Source organism: Fertoeibacter niger, from assembly GCF_009380135.2.
GTDB lineage: Bacteria > Pseudomonadota > Alphaproteobacteria > Rhodobacterales > Rhodobacteraceae > Fertoeibacter > Fertoeibacter niger.
Window position 1 is genome coordinate 183,710 of the sequence record NZ_WHUT02000007.1, and the last position, 22,231, is coordinate 205,940.

General features: G+C 63.9%; 22 protein-coding genes. 11 read left to right on the top strand and 11 right to left on the bottom strand.

Features of this window, described 5'->3' with window-relative positions:
- The 4 genes from dnaQ to GEU84_RS13180 are packed head-to-tail and all read right to left on the bottom strand — an operon-like array spanning position 1 to position 2,714.
- Positions 1–696 carry a DNA polymerase III subunit epsilon gene (gene dnaQ / locus GEU84_RS13165; RefSeq protein ID WP_152826965.1) on the bottom strand — a complete coding sequence of 232 codons (696 nt, stop codon included), beginning with the start codon at positions 694–696 and terminating at the stop codon, positions 1–3.
- Positions 689–1,282: a dephospho-CoA kinase gene (gene coaE / locus GEU84_RS13170; RefSeq protein WP_152826789.1), complete on the bottom strand. Its 594-nt coding sequence runs from the start codon at positions 1,280–1,282 to the stop codon at positions 689–691. The genes dnaQ and coaE overlap by 8 nt, the downstream gene beginning before the upstream one ends.
- Positions 1,279–2,118: a shikimate dehydrogenase gene (locus tag GEU84_RS13175; protein ID WP_152826791.1), complete on the bottom strand. Its 840-nt coding sequence runs from the start codon at positions 2,116–2,118 to the stop codon at positions 1,279–1,281. Before GEU84_RS13175 ends, coaE begins: the two co-directional genes overlap by 4 nt.
- The gene (locus GEU84_RS13180) at positions 2,115–2,714 is read right to left on the bottom strand and encodes a Maf family nucleotide pyrophosphatase (RefSeq protein ID WP_152826793.1); all 600 of its coding nucleotides are present in this window, start codon (positions 2,712–2,714) and stop codon (positions 2,115–2,117) included. The genes GEU84_RS13175 and GEU84_RS13180 overlap by 4 nt, the downstream gene beginning before the upstream one ends.
- Before the next feature lie 408 nt (positions 2,715–3,122).
- On the opposite strand from GEU84_RS13180, the gene GEU84_RS13185 reads away from it, so the two are divergent.
- From GEU84_RS13185 to GEU84_RS13215, 7 genes are all read left to right on the top strand, one after another.
- The gene (locus tag GEU84_RS13185; RefSeq protein ID WP_152826796.1) at positions 3,123–3,563 is read left to right on the top strand and encodes a CopD family protein; all 441 of its coding nucleotides are present in this window, start codon (positions 3,123–3,125) and stop codon (positions 3,561–3,563) included.
- A gap of 134 nt (positions 3,564–3,697) precedes the next feature.
- Positions 3,698–4,969, top strand: a complete 1,272-nt coding sequence (rho, locus tag GEU84_RS13190) for a transcription termination factor Rho (protein ID WP_152826798.1) — start codon at positions 3,698–3,700, stop codon at positions 4,967–4,969.
- A 25-nt stretch (positions 4,970–4,994) separates the two neighbouring features.
- Positions 4,995–6,275, top strand: coding sequence for a tRNA uridine-5-carboxymethylaminomethyl(34) synthesis GTPase MnmE (gene mnmE / locus GEU84_RS13195; RefSeq protein WP_152826800.1), 1,281 nt, complete (start codon positions 4,995–4,997; stop codon positions 6,273–6,275).
- Positions 6,276–6,286: 11 nt separating this feature from the next.
- Positions 6,287–8,152 carry a tRNA uridine-5-carboxymethylaminomethyl(34) synthesis enzyme MnmG gene (mnmG, locus tag GEU84_RS13200; protein WP_174539855.1) on the top strand — a complete coding sequence of 622 codons (1,866 nt, stop codon included), beginning with the start codon at positions 6,287–6,289 and terminating at the stop codon, positions 8,150–8,152.
- On the top strand, positions 8,149–8,772 hold the full coding sequence (gene rsmG / locus GEU84_RS13205; protein ID WP_152826802.1) for a 16S rRNA (guanine(527)-N(7))-methyltransferase RsmG: 624 nt from the start codon (positions 8,149–8,151) through the stop codon (positions 8,770–8,772). The genes mnmG and rsmG overlap by 4 nt, the downstream gene beginning before the upstream one ends.
- Complete coding sequence (locus tag GEU84_RS13210; RefSeq protein ID WP_152826804.1) at positions 8,765–9,592, top strand: ParA family protein; 828 nt, start codon at positions 8,765–8,767, stop codon at positions 9,590–9,592. The genes rsmG and GEU84_RS13210 overlap by 8 nt, the downstream gene beginning before the upstream one ends.
- Positions 9,589–10,497, top strand: coding sequence for a ParB/RepB/Spo0J family partition protein (locus tag GEU84_RS13215; RefSeq protein WP_338144799.1), 909 nt, complete (start codon positions 9,589–9,591; stop codon positions 10,495–10,497). The genes GEU84_RS13210 and GEU84_RS13215 overlap by 4 nt, the downstream gene beginning before the upstream one ends.
- On the opposite strand, the gene GEU84_RS13220 is transcribed toward GEU84_RS13215, so the two are convergent.
- From GEU84_RS13220 to rph, 5 genes are read right to left on the bottom strand one after another with little or no spacing between them, the layout of a single operon-like run.
- Positions 10,472–10,825 (bottom strand): YbaN family protein, encoded by a 354-nt coding sequence (locus GEU84_RS13220; protein WP_152826971.1) that lies wholly within the window; start codon positions 10,823–10,825, stop codon positions 10,472–10,474. The two genes, GEU84_RS13215 and GEU84_RS13220, sit on opposite strands and share 26 nt — an antisense overlap.
- A 52-nt stretch (positions 10,826–10,877) precedes the next feature.
- Entirely contained in the window at positions 10,878–12,032 is a 1,155-nt protein-coding gene (gene hemW / locus GEU84_RS13225; protein WP_152826973.1) for a radical SAM family heme chaperone HemW, read from the bottom strand.
- An 18-nt stretch (positions 12,033–12,050) separates the two neighbouring features.
- Positions 12,051–12,425: a RidA family protein gene (locus GEU84_RS13230; RefSeq protein WP_152826806.1), complete on the bottom strand. Its 375-nt coding sequence runs from the start codon at positions 12,423–12,425 to the stop codon at positions 12,051–12,053.
- Positions 12,422–13,030 (bottom strand): RdgB/HAM1 family non-canonical purine NTP pyrophosphatase, encoded by a 609-nt coding sequence (rdgB, locus tag GEU84_RS13235; RefSeq protein WP_174539856.1) that lies wholly within the window; start codon positions 13,028–13,030, stop codon positions 12,422–12,424. Before rdgB ends, GEU84_RS13230 begins: the two co-directional genes overlap by 4 nt.
- The gene (gene rph, locus GEU84_RS13240; protein WP_152826808.1) at positions 13,027–13,740 is read right to left on the bottom strand and encodes a ribonuclease PH; all 714 of its coding nucleotides are present in this window, start codon (positions 13,738–13,740) and stop codon (positions 13,027–13,029) included. The genes rdgB and rph overlap by 4 nt, the downstream gene beginning before the upstream one ends.
- Before the next feature lie 133 nt (positions 13,741–13,873).
- Between rph and hrcA the strand changes: the two genes are divergently transcribed.
- Entirely contained in the window at positions 13,874–14,944 is a 1,071-nt protein-coding gene (hrcA, locus tag GEU84_RS13245) for a heat-inducible transcriptional repressor HrcA (protein ID WP_152826810.1), read from the top strand.
- Between the two features lie 4 nt (positions 14,945–14,948).
- A complete protein-coding gene (locus GEU84_RS13250; protein WP_174539857.1) occupies positions 14,949–15,506 on the top strand; it encodes a nucleotide exchange factor GrpE in 558 nt (185 codons plus the stop codon).
- A gap of 108 nt (positions 15,507–15,614) precedes the next feature.
- Here the strand turns inward: GEU84_RS13250 and mutS are convergent, their stop codons facing one another.
- On the bottom strand, positions 15,615–18,248 hold the full coding sequence (mutS, locus tag GEU84_RS13255; protein ID WP_174539858.1) for a DNA mismatch repair protein MutS: 2,634 nt from the start codon (positions 18,246–18,248) through the stop codon (positions 15,615–15,617).
- A gap of 135 nt (positions 18,249–18,383) precedes the next feature.
- On the opposite strand from mutS, the gene GEU84_RS13260 reads away from it, so the two are divergent.
- Positions 18,384–20,639 carry an NADP-dependent malic enzyme gene (locus GEU84_RS13260; RefSeq protein WP_152826815.1) on the top strand — a complete coding sequence of 752 codons (2,256 nt, stop codon included), beginning with the start codon at positions 18,384–18,386 and terminating at the stop codon, positions 20,637–20,639.
- Between the two features lie 106 nt (positions 20,640–20,745).
- Positions 20,746–21,609, top strand: coding sequence for a ribokinase (locus GEU84_RS13265; RefSeq protein ID WP_152826817.1), 864 nt, complete (start codon positions 20,746–20,748; stop codon positions 21,607–21,609).
- Here GEU84_RS13265 and msrA read toward each other — a convergent pair.
- Positions 21,606–22,229: a peptide-methionine (S)-S-oxide reductase MsrA gene (msrA, locus tag GEU84_RS13270; RefSeq protein WP_152826819.1), complete on the bottom strand. Its 624-nt coding sequence runs from the start codon at positions 22,227–22,229 to the stop codon at positions 21,606–21,608. The genes GEU84_RS13265 and msrA overlap by 4 nt on opposite strands.
- Between the last annotated feature and the right edge of the window lie 2 nt (positions 22,230–22,231).

The window sequence follows — 22,231 nt, forward strand, 5'->3', positions numbered from 1 at the left end:
CTAACTACGTTTCAGCCAGATCGCGCCGTCGCCCAGTTTGGCCACAAAGGCCGCATGGGCGGCAGATTCCGCCTCGGTGATCCGGGGCGGCAGCGGCGCGGGGCGGGGCTGCGGGCGCCACGCCATCTGTGGCCCGCTGTCGTCGCGCCGCGCTTGCGCCTCGGACGGCAAGGCGAAATCGGGCTGCCTGCCGCCGATCAGTTCCAGATAGACCTCGGCCAGAATTTCACTGTCCAAGAGCGCGCCGTGCTTTTCGCGCGCCGAATTGTCCACGCCAAAGCGGCGGCACAGCGCATCGAGCGACGCGGGTGAGCCCGGGAACTTCTTGCGCGCGATCAGCAGCGTATCCAGCGCCCGGTCGAGGGGCAGCAGCGGCAGGCCAGCCCAGCCCAGTTCGGCATTCAGGAATTTCATGTCAAAGCTGGCGTTGTGGATCACCAGCGTCGCATCTCCGATGAAGTCAAGGAATGCCGGCCCCACCGTCTTGAACAGCGGTTTGTCACGCAGGAAATCATCGCCCAGACCATGCACCTCGAACGCCTCTTTCGGCATCATGCGCTGCGGGTTGATATACTGGTGATAGGTGCGGCCGGTGGGCATGTGGTTGAACAGCTCCACCGCGCCGATCTCGACGATCCGGTGGCCTTCGGAGGGTTCGAAGCCGGTGGTTTCGGTGTCCAGCACAATCTCACGCATCATGGGCCTCGCGGATATGGGCGATCAGGGCGCGGACGGCATGGCGCACCGCCTCCAGCCCCAGGGTTTCGATGATATGGGTGCTGCGGGCGCGTTTTTCAGCATCCGGCATCTGGCGGGCCAGGATGGTGGCGAACTGCGCCTCTGTCATGCCGGGGCGGGCCAGCACGCGGGCGCGTTGCAGGGCAGGGGGGGCTGTGACGACAAGGGTGGCGTCCATGTCCGCTTCGGTGCCCTTTTCGAACAGCAGGGGGATGTCGAACAGCACGATGTCGGCGGTGGCATCGGCCAGAAAGGCGGCACGGTCAGCGGCGACCAATGGGTGAACAATCGTTTCGATACGCTTCAGCGCGGCCGGATCGGCGGCGATCCATGATTTCAGCGCGTTGCGGTCAACGCTCCCCGCCGCCACGGCGGCCGGGTGCAATGCGGCAAGCGGGGCCACCGCCGCACCACCCGGCGCATAGAGCCGGTGAACGGCGGCATCGGCATCCCATACCGGAACCCCTTCGGCCGCAAAGAACCCCGCCGTGGTCGATTTGCCCATGCCGATGGAGCCTGTCAGCCCCAGACGAAACGGCCTCATCCGCGCAGAACGGCGTCGCGGGTGGCGGCGTCCACCTCGGGGCGGTGGCCAAACCAGCGTTCAAACCCCGGGGCGGCCTGATGCAGCAGCATGCCAAGACCATCGACCACGGTGCAACCCATATCCTCGGCCTCGATCAGCAGGTTTGTTTTCAGCGGGGTGTAGACCAGATCCGTGACCAGCGCGCGGGGGTTCAGCGCATCCAGCGGCACCCGGAAATCGGGTTTTCCCACCATGCCCAGCGAGGTGGTGTTCACCACCGTCATCGCATCCTCCAGCATGTTGCCGGCCTGCACCCAGTCTTGCACGATGACCTTCGCCCCGAAGTCTGACCGCAAGGCCTCGGCCCGGGGGCGGGTGCGGTTGGCAAGACGGATTTCAGGCACGCCCACCTCGATCAGCGCGGCAACCACCGCGCGGGCCGCACCACCGGCACCGAACACGGCGGCTGGCCCGGCCTGCGGCACCCAATGCGGCGCGTTCTGCCGCAGATTGGCGATGAAGCCCGAACCGTCGGTGTTGTCGGCATGGATGCGCCCGTCATTGCGGAAGATCAGCGTGTTGGCCGCCCCGATGAGAGCCGCGCGGTCGGTGACAATATCGGCCAGCGCCAGGATGGTCTCCTTGTGCGGGATGGTCACGTTGACCCCAACGAAACCCAGTTTCGGCAGCATATGCAATGCGTTGCGCAGGTCGGCTTGCGCGATGTCCAGCGGCACATAATGCCCCTTCAGCCCATAGCGTTTCAGCCAGTAGCCATGCAGGATCGGGGAACGGCTGTGGGCAATCGGTGATCCGATGACGCCTGCCAGCGGAATGCGCGGATGGTCGGTCATGTGGTGATGAAACCTCTTAGTCCCAGATAGCCCAGCAGGGGCAGCAGCGGCAGGCCCAGAACGGTGAAATAGTCGCCCTCGATGGCGGTGAACAGGCGCACGCCTTCCTCTTCCAGCTTGTAGGCGCCAACCGAATCGGCCACGTCCGGCCAGTTGCGGGCCAGATAGCTGTCGAGCCAGCCATCGGAAATGTCACGCATGGTCAGCCGCACCTCTCCCATATGCCGCCAGACTGGTTTTGCGCCCTCGTATATCACGACCGCCGACAAAAGCTGGTGGGTCTGGCCACGAAGCATCTGCAACTGTGCCCGGGCTGCATCAACATCGGCAGGTTTGCCCCAGACACGGCCAGCAAAGGCAAGAACCTGGTCGCAGCCGATCACCACCGCATCGGGGTGCCGTTCAGCGATCTTGCGCGCCTTAAGTTCAGCCAGCGTATCGGCAATGTCGCGCGGGCTGGCCGCCTCTTCCTCCAGAGCGGCTCGGATGCTACCTTCGTCGATGCGCGCGGGCAGGGCCTGCACCGCCACGCCCGCGCGCGCCAGCAACAGACTGCGGATGGGCGATGCTGAAGCGAGGACAAGGCTTGGTGTCATGGGGCGATGCTGTGGATAATCTGCTTATGTTCCTGACGGCGAAATCGGCGAGATCAGGCTGTGACCCCGTTGGTGCGGAGCGTGGGCCGATTTGTCAACCCGCCCGGGCCAGTTACCCACCTGTGCAGTGCCCGCCACACGAACACGGGATAGAATGAGGTTCCTGCGCCATGTGCACGAATGGAACCAAAGTTCTCCACAGCGCCAGGAAACGCAAGCTGTTGTTTTATATGTAATAAAAATGCACAATCGGCGGTTTTCCGCATGCATGCACAGCGTTTTCCACAGATCGTGAACTGGGGATGAATCACGGGATGAATGTCTTAATCCTGTTACCCACCGCCCCTACTGCATCATTCCTTTTCTTAGACTCTTTCTTTAAGAGAAGGGCAGCACAAGGAGACTGGCATGGGAAGCTTTCTGGCGGATGTGTATCCTTGGGTGAAATCCTTCCATGTGATGTCGGTCATCGCGTGGATGGCGGGCCTGTTCTATCTGCCGCGCCTGTTCGTGTATCACGCCGAACAGGGCGCGGCGGTTGACACGCTGTTCCGCATCATGGAAGTGCGCCTGCTGCGCGCCATCATGAACCCCGCTATGGTGGCCACCTGGGTCTTTGGCCTTGCGCTGGTGTTCACGCCAGGCATCGTGGACTGGGGCATGGTCTGGCCCTGGACCAAGGCAGCATCGGTGCTGGCAATGACCTGGTTCCACCATTGGCTTGGCCTGCGCCGCAAGGATTTTGCCGTTGGTCGCAACACGCTGAACGGCCGCCGCTACCGCATGATGAACGAGGTGCCGACCCTGCTGATGATCGTGATCGTTTTGTCGGTGATCGTGAAGTTCTGAACTGCCCGCTGTCTGGTTGACTTTTTGCGCAGCGCCGCTTAATTGCGACGGTGCAGGGCCGTCCGGCCCACCGCATTTCCCATTCATGACCGATGCAGGCCCCACCGGGGCAGCGCCAAGGATACGCTTTTCCCATGACCATTGAACGCCTGAACCTCGCCGAACTCAAAGCCAAGACGCCCGCCGACCTGCTGGCGATGGCCGAGGAATGGGAGATCGAGAACGCCCCTTCGATGCGCAAGGGTGAGATGATGTTCTCGATCTTGAAGGAACATGCCGAGGAAGGCTGGGAGATCGGCGGCGATGGCGTGCTGGAAGTGTTGCAAGACGGTTTCGGCTTCTTGCGCAGTCCGTCGGCCAACTATCTGCCGGGCCCGGATGACATCTATGTCAGCCCCGAGATTTTGCGGCAATTCTCGCTGCGCACGGGTGACACGATCGAAGGCGTTATCGCCGCGCCCCGTGAAACCGAAAAATACTTCTGCATGACCAAGGTGACGCGGATCAACTTTGATGATCCGGAAAAAGCCAAGCACAAGGTTCATTTCGACAACCTGACCCCGCTTTACCCTGACGAGCGTTTCAAGATGGAGGTTGAAGACCCCACACTGAAAGACCGCTCGGCCCGGATCATCGACTTGGTGGCGCCTATCGGCAAAGGGCAGCGCGGGCTTATCGTGGCGCCGCCGCGCACCGGCAAGACGGTGCTGTTGCAGAACATCGCGCATTCCATCGCCACCAACCACCCGGAATGTTATCTGATCGTGCTTTTGATCGACGAGCGCCCCGAGGAAGTGACCGACATGCAGCGGTCTGTGAAGGGCGAGGTGGTGTCATCGACCTTTGACGAACCAGCGACGCGGCACGTGGCCGTGGCCGAAATGGTGATCGAAAAGGCCAAGCGGCTGGTCGAGCACAAGCGTGATGTCGTGATTCTGCTGGACAGCATCACGCGTCTGGGCCGCGCCTTCAACACGGTGGTGCCGTCGTCGGGCAAGGTGCTGACCGGTGGTGTGGATGCCAATGCGTTGCAGCGGCCGAAGCGGTTCTTTGGTGCGGCGCGGAACATCGAGGAAGGCGGGTCGCTGACCATCATTGCGACGGCGCTGATTGATACCGGCAGCCGGATGGACGAGGTGATCTTTGAAGAATTCAAGGGCACCGGCAACTCGGAAATCGTGCTGGACCGCAAGGTTGCAGACAAGCGCGTGTTCCCGGCGATGGACATCCTCAAATCGGGCACGCGGAAGGAAGACCTGCTGGTTGAAAAGACCGACCTGCAGAAAACCTATGTGCTGCGCAGGATTCTGAACCCGATGGGCACCACGGATGCGATCGAGTTCCTGATCTCCAAGCTGAAACAGACCAAATCGAATGCGGAGTTCTTCGATTCGATGAACACCTGAGTGTTCTGAATCAAAGGGTTAGCCAATGGATACGATCTATGCCCTTGCCAGCGCACGCGGCAAGGCCGGGGTGGCGGTGTTGCGTGTTTCCGGCCCTCGGGCGCATCAGGCGGTAGCGGCGTTTGGTGTGAGCCTGCCCGTTGCCCGGCAAGCCGCGCTGCGGCGTCTTGTATGGGATGGGGTCGTGCTGGATGAGGCCCTGGTCCTGCTTTTCGCCAAGGGGTCCAGTTTTACCGGCGAGGACGTCGCCGAACTGCATCTGCATGGCAGCACTGCGACCGTGAATGCCGTGCTGCGGGCGCTGGCGGAACAACCCGGTTTGCGGCTGGCTGCACCCGGGGAATTCACCCGCCGCGCCCTGGAAAACGGCTGTCTCGACCTTGCGCAGGTCGAGGGGCTGGCTGACTTGATAGAGGCGGAAACCGAGGCACAACGGCGGCAGGCGCTGCATGTCTTGTCGGGCGCAGTGGGCGCGCGCGCTGAAGGGTGGCGGCGCGACCTGATCCGCGCGGCGGCGCTGATCGAAGCGACCATCGACTTTGCCGATGAAGATGTGCCGGTTGACGTAACGCCCGAAGTGTCGGGGTTGCTTGATAACTTGCTATCGGCCCTGCGCGCTGAAGTTGAGGGCACGCGTATGGCTGAGCGGATCAGGGATGGCTTTGAAGTGGCCATCGTTGGCGCCCCGAATGCCGGAAAATCCACCCTGCTGAACGCGCTTGCCGGCCGCGAGGCGGCCATCACGTCAGAGGTTGCGGGCACGACGCGCGATGTGATCGAAGTGCGCATGGAGTTGGCCGGACTGGCCGTCACGCTGCTTGATACCGCCGGTCTGCGAGAAACAGGCGATCTGGTGGAAGGTCTGGGCATCCGCCGCGCGATTGAAAGGGCACAGGCGGCAGATTTGCGGGTATTCCTGCTGGATGGTGATGCGCCCGCCATGCCCGTGCAGCCTGGGGATATTGTAGTGCAGGGCAAGGCGGATTTGCACATCGCGACGGGGCTGGCTGTTTCGGGGAAGACCGGGGCGGGAGTGGCAGATCTGGTGGCCGCCATCGCCCACACCTTGCAACAGCGCAGCGCCTCAGCCGGCATTTTCACGCGCGAACGGCACCGGCTGGCTATCATAGCCGCAATCGGGGCTATGGAATCGGCGCAGGCTGAGGTAATCACAGGGGCGATGCGGGCCGAGCTTGCCGCCGAGGCGCTGCACCGGGCAATCCGGGCGCTGGACGCGCTGGTGGGTCGTGTGGATGTCGAGATGCTGCTGGGCGAAATCTTCGCCAGTTTCTGCATCGGAAAATGAGGATGTTTCACGTGAAACATTATGATGTGATTGTGATTGGTGGTGGCCATGCCGGGGCAGAGGCTGCCGCAGCGGCCGCACGTCTGGGCGCCCGGACCGCCCTGGCAACATTGTCGCGCGACAACCTGGGTGTCATGTCTTGCAACCCCGCCATCGGTGGCCTGGGCAAGGGCCATCTGGTGCGCGAGATTGACGCGCTGGATGGCGTGATGGGCCGTGTGGCTGATCAGGCCGGTATCCAGTTTCGGCTTCTGAACCGCAAGAAGGGCCCCGCTGTGCAGGGCCCGCGCACACAAGCCGACCGTAGCCTTTACCGAAAGGCGATGCAGGCCATATTGGCCGCGCAGCCCGGACTGGATATTCTGGAAGGCGAGGTGGTTGACCTTTTGCTGCAAGGTACGGCCCTGACTGGCGTTGAGCTGGCCGACGGAACGCAGATCGCGGCGCATGCGGTGGTGCTGACCTCGGGCACCTTCCTGAATGGCCTGATCCATATCGGGGACAAGCGGCACCCGGGGGGCCGCATGGGGGCTGCCCCGTCGCTGCGGCTTGCGGCCCGGCTTGCAGACCTTGGCCTTGCGCGGGGGCGGTTGAAAACGGGCACCCCGCCGCGGCTGGATGGCCGCACGATCAACTGGTCTGGACTTGAGATGCAGCCCGGCGATGACGAGCCGGTAATGTTCTCCTTCCTCAATCATGCGCCGTCGGCCCGGCAGATCACCTGTGGGATTACCTATACCAACTCGCTGACCCATGACATCGTGCGCGAGAATCTTGGCCGTTCTGCCATGTATGGTGGGCATATCGAAGGCGTTGGCCCGCGCTATTGCCCTTCGATTGAAGACAAGATCGTGCGCTTTGCCGACAAGACCCAGCATCAGGTGTTTCTGGAACCAGAAGGGCTTGAGGATCACACGGTTTACCCCAACGGCATCTCCACTTCGTTGCCCGCCGAGGTGCAAGAGGTCTATGTGCGGAGCATCAGGGGGCTGGAGAATGTGTCGATCCTGCAACCAGGCTACGCGATTGAGTATGATTATTTCGACCCCCGAGAGCTGCGTCCGACGCTGGAGCTGAAATCGCGCCCCGGCCTGTATCTGGCCGGTCAGATCAACGGCACCACCGGCTATGAGGAAGCAGCGGCGCAGGGCATGGTGGCCGGACTTAACGCAGCTCTGGTCGCGCTTGGCCGCGAGCCTGCTCTGTTCAGCCGGGCCGACAGTTATATCGGGGTGATGATTGACGACCTTGTCTCGCGCGGCGTCACCGAACCTTACCGCATGTTCACCTCGCGTGCCGAGTTCCGCTTGACGCTTAGGGCGGACAATGCCGATCAGCGGCTGACGCCTTTTGGCATCGCCTTGGGCTGTGTCAGTGAAGCCCGCGGCACAGCCTTTGCGGCCAAAGCCGAGCAATTGGCGCGAGCAAGGCACGCATTGGACGCCGTCTCGCTCACACCGCATCAGATCAATGATCTTGGGGTCAAGGTCAGTCAGGACGGCATACGCAAATCGGCCTTTGCCTTGTTGTCCTTTCCGGAAGTATCGCCGGAGATGATCGAGCAGCTTGTTCCCGAATTTGCAGCAATGCCACGTGCAATTCGGCAACAGACGGCTGCAGACGCACTTTACGCGCAGTATGTCGATCGTCAGCAGCAGGATGCCGACGACCTCAAACGCGATGAGGCGCTGCAAATCCCGGCCGGCTTCGACTATGCCGCTCTTGCCGGCTTGTCGCATGAGTTGAAGTTGAAACTGGCGCGTGTGCAGCCGGGCAGTATTGCACAGGCCAGCCGGATAGAGGGCATTACCCCCGCCGCCTTGACGTTGATCTTGGCGCGGCTTCGCCGGGACCATCGGGCAAAGGTGGCCGGATGACGCTGCACAATGATCCACTCGCGGCCTTGGGTGTTTCACGTGAAACAATCCAGCGGCTTGAGGCCCTGGTCGCCTTGATGGGCAAGTGGAATCCGGCGATCAATCTTGTATCGAAGTCAACGCTCGCCGATGCATGGAGCCGCCATATCCTTGATTCTGCGCAGATCTACCGGCTTGCACCGCCCGGGCCGCTGCACTGGGCCGATCTGGGCAGTGGAGGCGGTTTTCCCGGGTTGGTTGTTGCCGTGCTTGGGGCGGAATTGCAGCCCGGCAGCCGCTTCACTCTGGTGGATTCCGATCAGCGCAAGGCCACGTTCCTGCGGCAGTCCTGCCAGACGCTGGGGCTCAAAGCGCAGGTGCTGGCCGAACGAATCGACGCAATTGCACCGCTGAATGCCGATGTCCTGTCGGCGCGGGCCCTCGCGCCGTTGACGCTTCTTTGCGGGTTTGCGCAACGTCATCTGTCGGCCCGGGGCACGGCACTGTTCATGAAGGGTGCCAGCCACGCCAGCGAACTGGCCGAAGCGCGCGGGCAATGGGCCTTCGAGGTTGATATCCACCCCAGCGTCACCGAAGCCGGTGCCGTGATCCTGCAACTGAAAGGCCTGCCGCATGGTTGATCCGACGCGACCCAAGCCGCCGCGCATCATTGCCATCGCCAACCAGAAGGGCGGGGTTGGCAAGACCACGACGGCCATCAACCTGGCCGCCGGGCTGGCCGAACTGGGGGCCAAGGTGCTGCTGGTGGATCTGGACCCGCAGGGCAACGCGTCGACCGGGCTGGGGGTAGAGACGGCACAGCGGCGCTTTACCACCTATGACCTGTTGCTTGACGAGGCTCCGCTGGCCGATGTGATCCTGTCCACCAAGTTCCCGGGCCTGATGATCTGCCCGGCCAATGCCGATCTTTCTTCGGCAGACATGGAGCTGGTGGCCAATGAAAAGCGCAGCTTTCTGTTGCATGACGCGCTGCGGCAGCCCGCGATTGACGATTTTCTGTTTGATTACATCCTGATCGACTGCCCGCCCTCGCTCAGCCTGCTGACGGTCAATGCCATGGTGGCGTGCCATTCGGTCCTGGTGCCGCTGCAAAGCGAGTTTTTCGCGCTGGAGGGCCTGTCGCAATTGATGCTGACGATCCGCGAAGTGCGACAGACGGCGAACGCGGGGCTGCGGATCGAGGGCGTGCTGCTGACGATGTATGACAAGCGCAACAACTTGTCGCAGATGGTGGAAAATGACGCCAGGCAGACCTTGGGCGATCTGGTTTTCTCCACCATCGTGCCGCGCAATGTGCGGGTCAGCGAGGCGCCGTCCTATGCGCTGCCGGTGCTCAGTTACGATAGCACCTCGAAGGGCAGCGAGGCGTATCGCGCTTTGGCAGCCGAGATTGCCGCCCGGCATGGGATGGCCTTGCAGCAACGGGAGAAGGCATCGTGAACGACAAGAAACTGGAACGCCGCGGCCTGGGGCGCGGGCTTTCGGCGCTGATGGCTGACATCAACGTCGATGTCGAAAGCCCTGCCACACCGCGCCGCGCCGACATGCTGGTGCCGGTTGAAAAGCTGATCCCCAATCCCAACCAGCCTCGCCGCGATTTCGGCCCCGAGGCACTGGAAGATCTGGCGAACTCCATCCGCCAGAAGGGCGTGATCCAGCCGCTGATCGTGCGCGCCATTGCGGGAACTGACCAGTTCGAGATTGTCGCAGGCGAACGCCGCTGGCGCGCAGCGCAACTGGCGCAGTTGCACGAATTGCCCGTGCTGGTGCGTGAATTTGACGATACCGAGGTGCTGGAAGTCGCCATCATCGAAAACATCCAGCGCGCTGATCTGAACGCGATCGAAGAGGCGATGGGATTTCGTCAGCTGATGGACCGTTTCGGCCATACGCAGGAAAAGCTTGCCGAAGCCCTGTCGAAAAGCCGCAGCCACATTGCCAACTTGCTGCGCCTGCTGCAATTGCCCGATGATGTGCAGGCCTGGCTGCGCGAGGGCAAGCTGAGCGCCGGCCATGCCCGCGCGCTGATCACCACGGCCAACCCGTCAGAACTGGCAAGAACCGTCATCGCGCGTGGCCTTTCAGTGCGCGAGACGGAGGCTCTGGCGAAAACGCCCACCAGCAAGTCCAGCCCCGGCAGCGGCCCGCGTGGCCGTCGGGTGGAAAAAGACGCCGACACCCGCGCGCTGGAAGCTGACCTGTCGGCCAATCTGCGCATGGCGGTCAGCATCGATCATGAGCCGGGAGGCGAGACTGGCTTGCTGACGATCCGCTACAACACGCTGGAAGATCTTGATAATCTTTGCCGCGTGCTGTCGGTCATGCCGAGGGACGGGTCCATATGAACAATGCGGCGCAGGCCAGCACCACCGCCTGAATCGACAGGATCAGTGGGCGCACCCCCAGCACGATTGAAAGCACCAGCACCACGGCCATCGAGGCCGTGGCCAGCCGTTTCGCCCGCAGGCTGATCGCACCAGACGCCTGCCAATCGCGGATCGGCGGCCCCAGCACCGGATGCGTCGTCAGCCACAGGTGCATCCGTTCGGAAGACCGGGCAAAGCAGAATGCCGCCAGCAGCAGGAAGGGCACCGTTGGCAGCAACGGCAGAAAGATGCCCACCAGCCCCAGCGCCAGCGCGGCAAAGCCGCAGAAAGCCCAGAACAGCCGCATCAGACGCTCCGCCGGACTGTTGCGCACCTTGTGCCCGGTGCCCGCGCCATGCTCAATCTCCAGCCAGTTCGGTGATGACGGCATTCAGCACCATGCGGCCTTGCGCCGTGGCCCACAGGCGCGAATCATCGCGCGCGATCATGCCAATTTCAACCAACTCATTGATTTTGCTGGAATTCAACTGGCCACCCATCGCCTGATACCGTGTCAGATCCAGCCCTTCGCGCAGCCGCAGCGCCATCATCAGGTATTCGAACGCGCGGTCGCGCGCATCCAGCGCCACACGCGGCACCTCGCCATGCCCGCCGCGTTCCACCCGCTGCAACCAGTCGCCCGGCGCTTTCGGTGCCTCGGTGGCAAGTTTCACCCCACCGAGCGTCAGCCGTCCATGCGCCCCGGGGCCGATCCCCGCATAGTCGCCCGCCCGCCAATAGATCAGGTTGTGCCGTGACTCGGAACCCGGCCGCGCATGGTTTGACACTTCATAGGCGGGCAGGCCAGCCGCCTCGCAAATCTCTTGCGTCACCGCATACATGTCGGCCGAAAGCTCCTCCGCTGGCAGACCCCGCAGCCGCCCGCGCGCAAAACGGTCGCCAAAGGCGGTGCCATCCTCGATGGTCAGCTGATATAGCGACAGGTGGTCGGCCGCCATCGCCAGCGCCTCGCGCAATTCGTGCCGCCAGTCGTCCAGGCCCTGATCCTGCCGGGCATAGATCAGGTCAAAGCTGATCCGGTCAAACAGTCCGCGCGCCACATCAAACGCCGCTCGCGCCTCGGCCACCGAATGCAGCCGTCCCAACCGGTGCAGGTCGGCATCGTTCAGCGCCTGAATGCCCATGGAGATGCGGTTCACCCCCGCGTCGCGGTAGCCGGCAAAACGCCCGGCCTCCACCGATCCGGGGTTGGCCTCCAGCGTGATCTCGCAATCATTGGCGGCAGGCCAGGTGGCGCGCACCCGCTCCAGTATCGCGGCCACCAGTTCAGGCTCCATCAGCGAAGGCGTGCCTCCGCCGAAAAATACCGAGTTCAGCACCCGTCCCTGTGTTTCGGCGCCAATCCTGTCGATCTCGGCCAGATAGGCCCGCTGCCAGCGCCCTTGGTCAATCGACGCCGCGACATGGCTGTTGAAATCGCAATAGGGGCATTTCGACTGGCAGAACGGCCAGTGCAGATACAGCCCGAAGCCCCCGTTGCGCCAATCGTCCATCATCGCCTCCGAAAGGCATCAGCCCTTGAAGGCCGTCACCTCGATCTCTACCAGCATCTCGGGCCGGATCAGACCCGCGATCACCATCGTCGCCGCCGGGCGAAACTCGCCCAGGGCCGCCCCCAGAACGGGGATCAGCGCATCAACCAGCGCCGCATCGGTGACGGTGTATTGCACCCGCACAATATCCGCCATGGCGAAACCGGCCTCGTCCAGCACCCGCGCGATGGTGGCAAAGCAGTTCTGCGCTTGCGCGGCCACGCCCTCAGGCATCACCATCGTCGCATAATCATAGCCGGTCACGCCTGACACGAAACACCAGCCTCCCTTCACCACGGCGCGGGAATAGCCCATCGTCGCCTCGAACGGCGACCCGGTGGAAATACGCTTCATGTGAAACACCCCTGCACCAGTTTGCGGAACGCATCGGCCCGGTGGCTGATCTGGTTTTTCTGCCAGCGGTCCATTTCGCCGAAGGTCACGTCGAATCCGTCGGGCTGAAAGATCGGGTCATAGCCATGCCCCTGATCGCCTCGCATCGGCCAAACGACCTGCCCGGGCATCACGCCCTCGAACACCTCGTCATGCCCATCGGGCCAGGCCAGCACCAGCGTGCAGCGAAACTGCGCCAGCCGGGGCAGGGGGGCGTCTTGCGATTCGAGCAAGGCCCAGGTCTTGTGCATCGCCATCACGAAATCCCGGCCCTGCGGGGTTTCGGCCCAGTCGGCGGTATAAACGCCCGGCGCACCATCCAGCGCGTCAATCGATATGCCCGAATCATCCGCAAGCGCGGGCAGGCCGGTGGCCTTTGCCGCCGCATGCGCCTTGATCCGGGCATTGCCCACAAATGTGCTTTCGGTTTCCACCGGCTCTGGCAGGCCCATTTCGCCTGCCGCAGTCACCGCAATTCCGAAAGTCTCCAGCAGTTTGGCGATCTCTTCCAGCTTGCCCCGGTTGTGGGTCGCCACCAGCAGCCGGTCGCTGTCAAAGCGCCTCACCCCAGGGCTGCCTTCTGTGCGGCCACCAGCGCTGCAGCGCCCGCTTCGGCATAATCCAGCAGCGCGTTCATCTCATCGCGTGAGAATGTGGCACCCTCTGCCGACATCTGCACTTCGATCAGCCGGCCCTTGCCGGTCAGAATGAAGTTGCCATCCGTGCCCGCCGCCGAATCCTCGGCATAATCCAGGTCCAGCACGGTCTGCCCGGCATAGATGCCGCAGGATACCGCCGCCACATGGTCGATCATCGGGTCAGACACGATGGCCCCGGTTTTCAAGAGCTTGTTCATCGCCAGCCGCAGCGCCACCCAGCCCCCGGTGATCGAGGCGCAGCGTGTGCCGCCATCCGCCTGCAACACATCGCAGTCGATGACGATCTGACGTTCGCCCAAAGCCGAACGGTCCACCCCCGCACGCAAGGCGCGACCGATAAGCCGTTGAATTTCTTGTGTTCTTCCCGACTGTTTGCCCGCAGCCGCCTCACGCCGGTTGCGGCTGTTGGTGGCGCGGGGCAGCATGCCATATTCCGCCGTCACCCAGCCAAGGCCGGTGTTTTTCAGAAACGGCGGTGCCTTGTCCTCGATGGTGGCGGAACACAGCACATGCGTTTCACCCATCTTGATCAGGCAAGAGCCTTCGGCATGTTTCATCACACCCGTTTCAATCGAAACCAGACGCATTTCATTCAGTTCACGGCCAGAGGGGCGCATCGGACGTTCCTTTTTCTGCATGCCGCCAGATACCCATCCCGCACCCCGCGATGCAACCCTTGTTGCGCCCAAGCGCCATTGACGAAGCCGCCAGCGCGCCGATACTCTCGGCAACCTGCGGAAAGCATGCCCGATGAACGACAGCCCGAAACTCCTGTCCGAAATGAATGACCGCTCGCGCGAGGTGTTCCGCCGCGTGGTCGAAGGCTATCTGGCATCCGGCGATCCGGTGGGTTCCCGCACCTTGACCCGCAGCCTCAGCGAAAAGGTCAGCGCCGCCACCGTGCGCAACGTGATGCAGGATCTGGAGTTTCTGGGCCTGCTTGACAGCCCGCACATCTCGGCGGGCCGGGTGCCCACGCAACTGGGCCTGCGGCTGTTCGTGGATGGCTTGCTGGAGGTCGGCACCGTCGCCGATGCGGACCGCGAGATGATGGATGCGACGCTGGGCACGAACGAACCCGATGTGGCCACGCTGCTGGACCGCGTGGGTTCCGCGCTGTCGGGCATCACCCGCGGCGCCAGTCTGGTGCTGACACCGAAACACGAGGCGCCGATCCGCCATATCGAATTTGTGAGCCTTGGGGCCGAACGCGCGCTGGTGGTGCTGGTCTTTGCCGATGGCCATGTGGAAAACCGCGTGTTCACCCCGCCGCCGGGGCAAACCCCGTCATCCATGCGCGAGGCGGCGAATTTCCTGAACGCGCTGGCCGAGGGCAAGACCCTGTCGGAACTGCGCCAGACCATCGGCCATGACATCGCCGCGCGCCGCCAGCAGATCGACAGCCTGGCGCGTGATCTGGTGGAAAGCGGCCTTGCGCTGTGGGAAAACGCCGGCGAACAATCCGAACGGCTGATCGTGCGCGGCCAGTCGCATCTGATCGACGGTCGGCCCGAAGTGCAGGATGTAGAGCGTATCCGCACCCTGTTTGACGATCTTGAACGCAAGCGCGACATCGCGCGTTTTCTGGAACTGACCGAAACCGGCGAGGGCGTGCGCATTTTTATCGGGTCGGAGAACAAGTTGTTCTCACTTTCGGGTTCCTCTCTGGTGGTCTCTCCCTATATGAACGCGGATCGAAAGATCATCGGTGCCGTGGGTGTCATTGGTCCGACGCGGCTGAACTATGGCCGCATCGTGCCGATCGTCGATTACACGGCGCAGCTTGTCGGGCGGATACTTTCCGAACGCGGCAAGGGATGACGGGATGACGAAACGAAGGAAAGACGACATGGCCCAGGATCAGGCAACACCGGGGGATCTCGGGATCGAAGAGATCGAGGATTTCATCGCGGACGACGAACTGGCCGCCCTGCGCGCCGAGCGCGACGAATTGCGCGACCGTTTCATGCGCACGCTGGCCGATGCGGAAAACAGCCGCAAACGGGCCGAACGTGACCGGCGCGAGGCCGAACAATATGGCGGATCGAAACTCGCCCGCGACATGCTGCCGGTCTATGACAACCTGACCCGTGCCCTGGCCGTGGCGACGGACGAGCAGCGCGCCCAAGCCTCGGCCATGTTCGAGGGGGTGGAACTGACGCTGCGCGAATTGCGCAATGTGCTGACCAAGCACGGCGTGACCACCATCGCGCCGCAGATCGGCGACACCTTTGATCCGCAGCAGCATCAGGCGATGTTCGAGGCCCCGGTGGCTGGCACCAAGGCGGGCCAGATCATCCAGGTGATGACCGAGGGGTTCCTTTTGCACGACCGCCTGCTGCGCCCCGCGCAGGTGGGTGTGTCGTCGAATACGCAAGGCTGAGTTTGGGTTGAACACGCCGGGGCGGGGGCTGTCTGCCCCCGCCCCGGACCCCACCCCCGAGGATATTTCCGGGCAGAAAATGAAGAAAGAAAGTGGTTCAGGCCTGGCTCAGGCCCCGCTCAGGCCCTTGAGCTCGTAGACCAGTTTCAGCGCCTCGATCGGTGTCAGGTCATCGGGCAGCACGTGTTTGAGCCGCTCTTCCACCGCTGATTCGCGGATCACGGGTCTGGGCGCGGGCGGCGGCGCGGCGCGGAACAGGGGCAGATCGTCGATCAGCGCCTTTTGCCGTGCGCCGCCCTGGCGCTCGCCTGATTCCAGTGCCTCCAGCACCGTCTTGGCACGCTCGATCACCGCAGCGGGCAGGCCCGCCAGCCGCGCCACCTGCACGCCATAGCTGCGGTCAGCCGCGCCTTTTTTCACCTCATGCAGGAAGATCACCTCGCCGTCCCACTCCCTGACGGTGACGGTGGCGTTTTCCACCCCGGGCAGCTTGCCCGCCAGCGCGGTCATCTCGTGGTAATGTGTGGCGAACAGCGCCCGGCAGCGGTTCACGTCATGCAGATGTTCCAGCGTGGCCCAGGCGATGGAAAGCCCGTCATAAGTGGCCGTGCCGCGCCCGATTTCATCAAGGATCACCAATGCCCGGTCGTCGGCCTGATTGAGGATCGCCGCCGTTTCCACCATTTCCACCATGAAGGTGGAACGCCCGCGCGCCAGATCATCCGAGGCCCCCACCCGGCTGAACAGCTGGCTGACCAGGCCGATATGGGCCGAGGTCGCGGGCACATATGACCCGGCCTGTGCCAGCAGGGCGATCAGCGCGTTCTGCCGCAGGAAGGTGGATTTGCCCGCCATGTTCGGCCCGGTCAGCAGCCAGATTGCGGGTGTGTCGGCCCCGGTCAGCGCGCAGTCATTGGCGACAAAGGGCGTGCCGGTGCGGCGCAGCGCGCGTTCCACCACCGGATGCCGCCCGCCCGTCACATGAAACGCGCGGCTGAGGTCGATGCGGGGTTCGGCCCAATCCTCGGATGCCGCCAGATCGGCCAGTGCCGCGCAAAGATCAATCTCGGCCAACCCCCGCGCCGCGGCCCCCACCGGCCCCGCCTGATCCAGCACCGCCCGCCGCAGCGCCACGAAATGGCGCTTTTCGATTTCCAGCGCGTGATTGCCCGCGTTGAGGATGCGGGTTTCCAGTTCCGAAAGCCGCAGGGTGGTGAAGCGCACCTGCCCGGCGGTGGTCTGGCGATGGATGAAGGTTTCCGACAGTGGCGGGGCCTTCATGCGTTCGGCATGGGTGGCGGTGGTTTCAATGAAATAGCCCAGCACGTTGTTGTGCTTGATCTTCAGGCTTTGGATACCGGTCTGGGTGATGAAATCGGCCTGCATGCCGGCAATCACCGCGCGGCCCTCGTCGCGCAGGCGGCGTGTCTCATCCAGTTCTGCATCGAATCCCGGGGCGATGAAGCCGCCGTCGCGCGCCAGCAGCGGGGGTTCGGCCACCAGCGCGCGGTCCAGAAGCCCGGTCAGCGCGTCATGGCCGGTCAGGGCGGCCCCTGCATCCGCCAGCACCGGCGGGGCATCACCGGGCATCAGGGCCGCGATGGCCCCCGCCTGCGTCAGCCCCGTGCGGATCGCCGCCATGTCGCGCGGCCCTGCCCTGTCAAGCGCAAGGCGTGACAGCGCGCGGTCCATGTCGGGCACCCGGCGCAGCGCCTCGCGCAGGTCGGTGCGCAGGCTGCCCTGTTCCAGCACAAACCGCAGCGCCTCCAGCCGTGCCCGGATCAGCGCAAGGTCGCAGGACGGGCTGGACAGCCGCCGTTCCAGCAGACGCGCGCCGGGGGCTGTCACCGTGCGGTCCACCGCCGCCAGCAAAGACCCCTCGCGTCCGCCTGACAGCCCTTGCGTGATCTCCAGATTGCGGCGGGTTGCGGCGTCGATCTGCATCGCCCCGCCAACCGCTTCCCGCACCGGGGGGCGCAGCAGGGGCAGTTTGCCGCGCTGCGTCAGGTCCAGATAGTCAATCAGCGCCCCCATGGCCGCCACCTCGGCCCGGGTAAAAGTGCCCAGCCCTTCGAGCGTGGCCAGATGGAACAGCGCGCACAGCCGCTTTTCTGCGCCCGTGCTGTCGAAGCTGGCCCGCGCCAGTGTGGTCAGCGCGGCCCCCGCCTCCTCCACCAGCGCGGCAAGGCCCGATCCTTCGGCCAGCAGCACCTCACGCGGGGCCAGACGCGCCAGTTCGGGGGGCAGGCGCACCACGGGGCAGGGCATCACCCGCAACTCGCCGGTGGAAATGTCGCACCAGGCCAGCGCGCCTTCGTCCCGCACCTCGGCAAAGGCGGCCAGATAATTGTGCCGCCGCGCCTCCAGCAGCGAATCCTCGGTCAGCGTGCCGGGTGTCACCAGCCGCACCACCGCCCGCTGCACCACCGATTTCGACCCGCGCTTTTTCGCCTCGGCCGGGTCTTCCATCTGCTCGGCGATGGCCACGCGAAACCCCTTGCGGATCAGCGCCAGCAGATAGCCTTCGGCGGCATGCACCGGCACGCCGCACATGGCAATCGGCTCGCCCAGATGGGTGCCGCGTTTGGTCAGCGCAATATCCAGCGCTTCGGCGGCCAGCCGGGCATCGTCAAAGAACATCTCATAGAAATCGCCCATCCGGTAGAACAGGATGGCGCCCTGGTTCTGCGCCTTGATCTCCAGATATTGCGCCATCATCGGCGTGACGGTTTCGTCGCTCACCTGTGTCTCCTGACTGATCGGGCGACCCTACAAAACCGCATCCGGGGGGAAAAGCGGCAAATGCCCGGGGCGCAAATCCGTTGTGGCAAGCCCGGCAGGGCGGTATGACAACGAACCGCTGGGAGGGAGCCTGCCATGACCAAGACCAAGATCACCCCGGAAGAGGCGTTGGCCTATCATCTGGAACCGAAACCGGGGAAGTATGAGGTCGTGGCCACCACCCCCATGGCCACCCAGCGCGACCTGAGCCTTGCCTATTCCCCCGGCGTCGCCGTGCCGGTGCAGGCCATCGCCGACAACCCGGAAACCGCCTATGACTATACCGTCAAGGGCAACATGGTGGCCGTGATTTCCAACGGCACGGCCATTCTGGGCATGGGCAATCTGGGGGCGCTGGCCTCCAAGCCGGTGATGGAGGGCAAGGCCGTGCTCTTCAAACGCTTTGCCGACGTGAACGCCATCGACATAGAGCTTGATACCGAAGACGCGGAAGAGATCATCAAGGCCGTGTCGCTGATGGGCCCCACCTTCGGCGGCATCAACCTTGAGGATATCAAGGCCCCCGAATGTTTCATCATCGAACAGCGGCTGAAGGAAATCATGGACATCCCGGTGTTCCACGATGACCAGCACGGCACGGCGGTGATCTGTGCGGCCGGGCTGATCAACGCGCTGGAACTCAGCGGCAAGAAGATCGGCGATGTGCGTATCGTGCTGAACGGCGCGGGGGCGGCGGGCATTGCCTGTCTGGAACTGCTGAAATCCATGGGTGCGAAACATGACAATTGCATCATGTGCGACACGAAGGGCGTGATCTATCAGGGCCGCACCGAGGGCATGAACCAGTGGAAATCGGCCCATGCCGCCAACACCCCCCTGCGCACGCTGGACGAGGCGATGCGGGGGGCCGATGTGTTTCTGGGCGTGTCGGCCAAGGGCGCGGTCACGCCCGAAATGGTCTCGAACATGGCGGAAAACCCTGTCATCTTTGCCATGGCCAACCCCGACCCCGAAATCACCCCTGAAGAGGCGCATGCCGTGCGCCCCGATGCCATCGTGGCCACCGGGCGCAGCGATTACCCCAATCAGGTGAACAACGTTCTGGGCTTTCCCTATCTGTTCCGTGGTGCGCTGGATATCCATGCCCGCGCCATCAACGACGAGATGAAGATCGCCTGCGCCAAGGCTCTGGCCGCCCTTGCGCGCGAGGATGTGCCGGATGAGGTGGCAATGGCCTATGGCCGCAAGCTCAGCTTCGGGCGCGATTACATCATCCCCACGCCGTTTGACCCGCGGCTGATCTACATCATCCCGCCCGCTGTGGCCAAGGCGGGCATGGATACCGGCGTGGCCCGCCGCCCGATCATCGACATGCCCGGCTATGTGCAGGCGCTGAAATCGCGGATGGACCCGACGGCATCCATCCTGCAAGGCATCCATGCCCGCGCCAAACAGGCGCAGGCCCGCATGATCTTTGCCGAGGGTGACGATCCCCGCGTGTTGCGCGCCGCCGTGGCCTGGCAGCGCGCCGGTCTAGGCAAGGCGCTGGTCGTGGGCCGCGAATCCGATGTGCGCGAAAAGCTGGAAACCGCGGGCTTGGCCGATGCCTTCCGCGAGCTGGAGGTGGTGAATGCCGCCAACTCCCGCCATCTGGAGACGTATAAGGAATTTCTCTACACCCGCCTGCAACGCGATGGTTTTGACCGGATCGACGTTCACCGTCTGGCCGCGCGTGACCGCCACGTGTTCGGCGCGCTGATGCTGCAACATGGCCATGGTGACGGGCTGATCACCGGTGCCACCCGCAAGTCGGCGCATGTGCTGCAACTGATCAACCATGTGTTCGATGCCCGCGCGACGGATGGGGCCGTGGGTGTGACGGCGCTTTTGCACAAGGGCCGAATCGTGCTGATCGCCGATACACTGGTGCATGAATGGCCCGATTCCGAAGATCTGGCCACCATTGCCACAAAGGCCGCCGCAGTGGCCCGCAATCTGGGGCTGGAGCCGCGCGTGGCTTTCGTCAGCTTTTCCACCTTCGGCTATCCGGTGTCGGAACGCGCGACAAAGATGCATCAGGCCCCCAAGGTGCTGGACGCCCGCAAGGTCGACTTCGAGTATGAGGGCGAAATGACGGTGGATGTGGCGCTGAACCCGGCAGCCATGGCGCATTACCCGTTCTGCCGCCTGACCGGCCCCGCCAATATCCTTGTGGTGCCCGCCCGGCACTCGGCCTCGATCTCGGTCAAACTGATGCAGGAAATGGCCGGGGCCACGGTTATCGGCCCGATCCTGACCGGGGTGAAAAAGCCGATCCAGATCTGTTCCACCAATGCCACGGTGAATGACATCCTGAACATGGCCGTGATGACGGCCTGCAAGGTGGGGTGAGGCGGACAAGAAAACGGTCCGGGGGACCATTTTCCGCCGAACGCCCGATCCGCAAGGATCGGGCCGGGATGACAAAGGCACCCACCCGACGCAACGGAGACATGCAATGACCCTCTACAACCTCGGCTCCATCAACATCGACCATGTCTACCGCGTGCCCCACCTGCCCGCGCCCGGCGAAACGCTGGAGGCCGCATCCTACACCATGGGCCTTGGCGGCAAGGGCGCGAACCAGTCGGTCGCCGCCGCCCGCGCAGGCGCTCGCATCCTGCATATCGGCGCGGTGGGCAATGAAGGGCGCTGGGCGCGCGAGGCCATGGCAGGTTACGGCGTGGATGTGACCCATGTGGCCGAGGGGGCAGAGCCTACCGGTCATGCCATCATCAATGTCGATGCCGGGGCCGAAAACTCCATCGTGCTTTACCCCGGCGCCAACCGCAGCCTGACAGAGGCCACCGTGGCCACAGCCCTCGGCACCGCAGGGCCGCGCGACACGCTGCTGCTGCAAAACGAAACCTCGATGCAGGCCGGGGCCGCGCAACTGGCCGCCGCCCGTGGCCTGCGCGTCATCTATTCCGCCGCCCCCTTTGATCTGGCCGCCGTGCGGGCGGTGCTGCCCCATACCAGCCTGCTGGTGATGAACGAGGGCGAGGCCGCCCAACTGCGCGCAGGCCTTGGCGCGCTGCCCGACGTGCCGATGATCGTGACCAAGGGCGCCGACGGTGCCGAATGGCTGACCCCGGGTGCCACCACGCTGACCATGCCCGCCTTCCGCGTCACCCCGCTGGATACCACCGGCGCGGGCGATTGCTTCATCGGCACGCTGGCCGCCGCACTGGACGCGGGTCTTGCCCCCGATCAGGCCATGCGCCGCGCCGCCGCCGCGTCGGCCATTCAGGTCACCCGCGCAGGGGCCGCCCAGGCCATGCCGACTGCGGCCGAGGTTGATGCCTTTCTGGCCGCCCGCTAGCTGGCAAAGGCTGCGGCGCTGCCCCACAACTGCTTTACCCGCTGATCCCGCCCACAGGATTCGCGGTAGAATTTATAGGCATTGGCCTGCGATTTCGGCCCGGCCCGGGTGATGATGATATTGCTGCCCTTGGCGTAATCCTGATGGTAATCTTCGGCCAGCCAGAACTTGCCCGCAGGCTCCACCGGCGTCACGATGGTCTGGCCCAAAGCCGCCTGCGCCGCTGCCTTGGCCTTTTCCGCTGCTGCCGTCTGGGCGGGTGTGGCGAAAATCGCCGTGCGGTAACTGTCGCCCCGGTCACAGAACTGCCCGCCCGCATCGGTCGGATCGACAGACCGGAAGAACAGATCAAGGATCTGCGCATAGCTGATCTTGCTGTTGTCGAACGTCACCTCGACGGCCTCGTAATGCCCGGTGCCGCCGCGCGTCACCTGTTTGTAGGTCGGGTTTTCCGTGGTCCCGCCGGTATAGCCCGATACCACATCCAGCACCCCCGGCACCTTTTCAAAATCCGCCTCGATGCACCAGAAACAGCCCCCCGCCAGCAGCGCCTTTTCCGTCGCCGCCTGTGCCGCCCCGCCAAAGGCCATCACCGCCGCCATCACCGCAAATTTCATCATGC